4 protein-coding genes and 2 pseudogenes are annotated in these 3,209 nt (G+C 68.5%); 1 reads left to right on the forward strand and 5 read right to left on the reverse strand.

Annotation, left to right across the window (positions count from 1 at the left end):
• Together ABI385_RS16420 and ABI385_RS16425 are read right to left on the reverse strand one after the other, a co-directional pair.
• Positions 1–300: pseudogene (locus tag ABI385_RS16420) on the reverse strand (hypothetical protein); the annotation flags it as partial.
• Positions 297–809 carry a TetR family transcriptional regulator gene (locus ABI385_RS16425; protein WP_348104836.1) on the reverse strand — a complete coding sequence of 171 codons (513 nt, stop codon included), beginning with the start codon at positions 807–809 and terminating at the stop codon, positions 297–299. The gene ABI385_RS16425 and the pseudogene ABI385_RS16420, both read right to left, overlap by 4 nt.
• Before the next feature lie 101 nt (positions 810–910).
• On the opposite strand from ABI385_RS16425, the gene ABI385_RS16430 reads away from it, so the two are divergent.
• Positions 911–1,066: a hypothetical protein gene (locus ABI385_RS16430; protein ID WP_348104837.1), complete on the forward strand. Its 156-nt coding sequence runs from the start codon at positions 911–913 to the stop codon at positions 1,064–1,066.
• A 38-nt stretch (positions 1,067–1,104) separates the two neighbouring features.
• Here the strand turns inward: ABI385_RS16430 and ABI385_RS18555 are convergent.
• The 3 genes and pseudogenes from ABI385_RS18555 to ABI385_RS16440 form a co-directional block, all read right to left on the reverse strand.
• Positions 1,105–1,221, reverse strand: a pseudogene (locus ABI385_RS18555) (TMEM175 family protein); the annotation flags it as partial.
• Positions 1,222–1,414: 193 nt separating this feature from the next.
• Positions 1,415–2,539 carry a phosphodiester glycosidase family protein gene (locus ABI385_RS16435; protein WP_348104838.1) on the reverse strand — a complete coding sequence of 375 codons (1,125 nt, stop codon included), beginning with the start codon at positions 2,537–2,539 and terminating at the stop codon, positions 1,415–1,417.
• Positions 2,540–3,003: 464 nt separating this feature from the next.
• Positions 3,004–3,209 (reverse strand): hypothetical protein (locus ABI385_RS16440; RefSeq protein WP_348104839.1); only part of this gene is annotated, 206 nt, incomplete at its 5' end.

The raw sequence follows: 3,209 nt of genomic DNA on the forward strand, positions 1-3,209 counted from the left end.
CTGCTCCTCACTGATGGCGCGCTGCACCTCAGGCACCTGCAACTCGCCACGGGCGATGAAGTTGGCGACGCTGGCCTTGAGTGAGGCCAGTGGGTTGTGCTCCTTGAAGTCCGCCATCTCTACGTCGTCGATGGCCGGGTCCACTGGGTCGGCTTTGAAGCCCAGCTCGCGCAACCCGGCCACCTCAGCCGCGATCGTCCGGATGACCACCTCATGTCCCCGCTGCTGCAGCTCCATCAGGACCGGAACGGTGGGGAACAGGTGGCCACGGGCGGGGGCGGTGTAGACGAAGACCTTCATGACAGCGTTCCTTCCAGAAGTTCCAGCAGCGCCAGCTTGGTTTGACGCTGGGACAGGCCTTGCTGACGACGCAGCAGATGCCAGGTGTAGAGGTCGCAGATCGCGATCAGCTGTGCGCTCAGGCGTCGGCGCTCGACCCCCGAGCGGGTTTGCAGCCAGGGCGCAAACACGCGGGCGCACCACTGGGCATGGATCATCCGGCCGCGCGCAGCAACGTCGGCGAACGCGGGCACCCGGTTCTCCTGGCGGAGCAGGTGCATCATCAGGTCGCCTTCCGCCTCGTAGTGGTCGATCAGGTTCGCCACCGCCCCGTCCACGTCACCCACCGGTGCCTGACCGCGTTGGGCGTCGACCTGGGCTTCCCGGATCTCGGTGAGCGCCCAGACAATTCCTTCCTTGGAGCCAAAGCGGCGGATCACGGTCTGCACGGCGACATCGGCGTCCGCGGCGATTTGGTCGAGGGTCACCTCGTCGAACAACGCCACCTTGAAGCGGTAGAAGGCCGCCATCAGGATGCGCTCCCCCGTCTGCTGGACCGAGGCGGCCCGAGCCGACATGGTGTACCGCCGTTTCATGTCAATGACACTAGCGCGAAATGCCATGGAGATCCATGCCGCACAGTTGCCGGCTTCTCGACGGCGCGGCAGAGCACATCGAGGCCCTCGCCCAGCGCTACCTCGGCCAGCCCTACCCCTGGTACGGCGGACGCGACCAGTCCCCGGCTGCTGCTGACGATCGCCCCGACTCCGTCCACACGATGGGCTGACCAAGCCACCGCCGTCCCGGTTCAGCTTTGACCGCGAGCGTGACGTCCAGGACGAGCAGGGTGATGGCGACGGCGAAGACGCCGTCGCTGAACGCCTCGACCCGACCCTGGGCCGGCCCCGCCGACTCAGCCTGCGCGGGAGGGGTGCTACTCACGGCAGCAGCACGAACTGACCGCGGTTCGTCCCCAGGACAGGTTCGGAAGGGGCGGAGGGTCCGTCAGGTCGTCAACTGGCCGGCCGTTCGGCCGCTGCCATCTGTTTCTTCTCGGTCGCTGCGCGCGGACCGGTGCCGCCCCCTTATTGGGTCCCCCGCGAAGGGCAGGGAGGAGAAGCACGGCCAGTGGTCGTCATCGTGTGGAGGCCTGGATGAAGTCGCGGCTGGTGGGCTGCAGGTAACGGTCAGCCGGCCGCTCCTGGCTGGAGAGCAGGTTCACGGGTGTCGGGGTCGTCGGGTCCGCCGTCTGCTGGTAGTACATGAAGGACATCCAGGCGGGGTTGATCTCCATCTGCAGACCGGTCACCACGCCGGAGCGCTGCAGCAGGTCGGCCACGCTGCGCACCGACAGCGCCGGACCGTAGACGAAGATCAGCCGCCCGTCCGCCGTCAACCCCATGGCTGAACGCCACACATACAGGTTGCCGCTGATGCTGGCGCCCCAGTTGGCCTCGACGTTGGAGTCGACGTTCGCCGGGACCTTGCCGTGGTCGACGATGAGCTTGAGGTTCTGCCGGACCGCCCCGACGTCAGGGGTCATCGTCACGTCCCGACCCCACACCCCGACGGTGACGTGGCCGTCCTTGCCGAACACCAGCGACGCGGCGCCGTTAGTCAAGGTGCCGGCCGTCTGTCCGTTGAGGTAGAAGCCGCCGCGGGAGTCCTTGACCTTGAAGCCGCCGTTGAACGTCGCGAGCAGGTTCGCGCGGTCCGTCGGTGGCACCGACGTGGGGACACCCCAGGCGCCCGGCCCGGGGTCGGTCTCCCCCGGGTGCAGCTGGAACTTCACCAGCCGCTGGTCCATCGACACGATCCCGGCCAGGTAAGACGTGTGCGTGGTATCCGGGCGGACGAAGGTCGCGTACATCGCCGGCGTCCCGTTGACGCTCTCGATGCTCTGCCAGACACCCTCGGACGGCAGGTTCGGGCCGGCCGGTGAGGTGACCGGACCGGGGACGATCGGCTGGACCACCTTGACGCTACCGCCCGACGCCCCCGGCGCCTGAGAAGAAGCCGAACCGGCAGCGGTGCCCGCGCCGGCGGCCTTCCCGATCTGGGGGACCGACACCGATCCGCCCTCTTGCGGCGGGTGCAGGTCGTACTGGGCCGTCTCCATCCACCCGACCGCGGCTCCCAGGCCATGGTCCCGACCCCACTCCGCCAGCTTGGCCGCGACGCTGTCACCCCCGGGGGCGAGCAGGGCCGTGCCGATGGACCAGCCCAGCCCCACCAGCACCACCACCATCAGCCCGGCCACCGAGCGGAACAGCCTCCGGCGCCGCCTGCGGGCCCGGGGGGAACGGGGGAAGCGGGCTCCCCGGCGTTTCGACCGCGAAGCACCCCGAGAGGCCCCCTCCCGTGGGAGTCGCTCTCGTACGCCAACATCCACCATGGCTTGTCCTTCGTCGATCGGGGCACACTCGGGCTCAGTCCGAGTTCTACGGTCACCCACCGCAGCCCCAAACGCCTCCCCAAATCCGCCCCTGCAGCCTGCGAATCCGCAGTGAGTTCCCTGGCAGGCCGGTGACCGGGCCGGCGTCGGCCGTCGACGGAAGGTCGCGCACCCGCGGCTACCTCCTGACGCTCCACCATCACGAGCGAGCCAACGCGCCCAACCGCCCAAGATCAGGAGCCGCCTTAGGTGCAACTCCGGCAGGTCCGCCGCTCTGTGGGTGACGGTGCGCCCTGGCGGCTTGGAGCTGGGCCGGGACCTGTCCCGAGTCAAGCGCTGGCGGGCGCCTGCTCGTGGCCTGATGCTGGGGAGTCGTCTTCGGCGGTGAGGGGTTTCGCACTGCTCTCAAGTGACTTCTGTTCGGCGTGCACGCCGAGGAAGATGGCGATGATGCCGGCGATGAGCATGAGCGCTGCTCCCACGTAGTAGCCGGGTGCTAGCCCGGTGATGTCCTTCCCAGCGGTGGCGTTGTCGA

The sequence above is a fragment of the Lapillicoccus sp. genome, assembly GCF_039935575.1.
Taxonomy (GTDB): Bacteria; Actinomycetota; Actinomycetes; order Actinomycetales; family Dermatophilaceae; genus Lapillicoccus.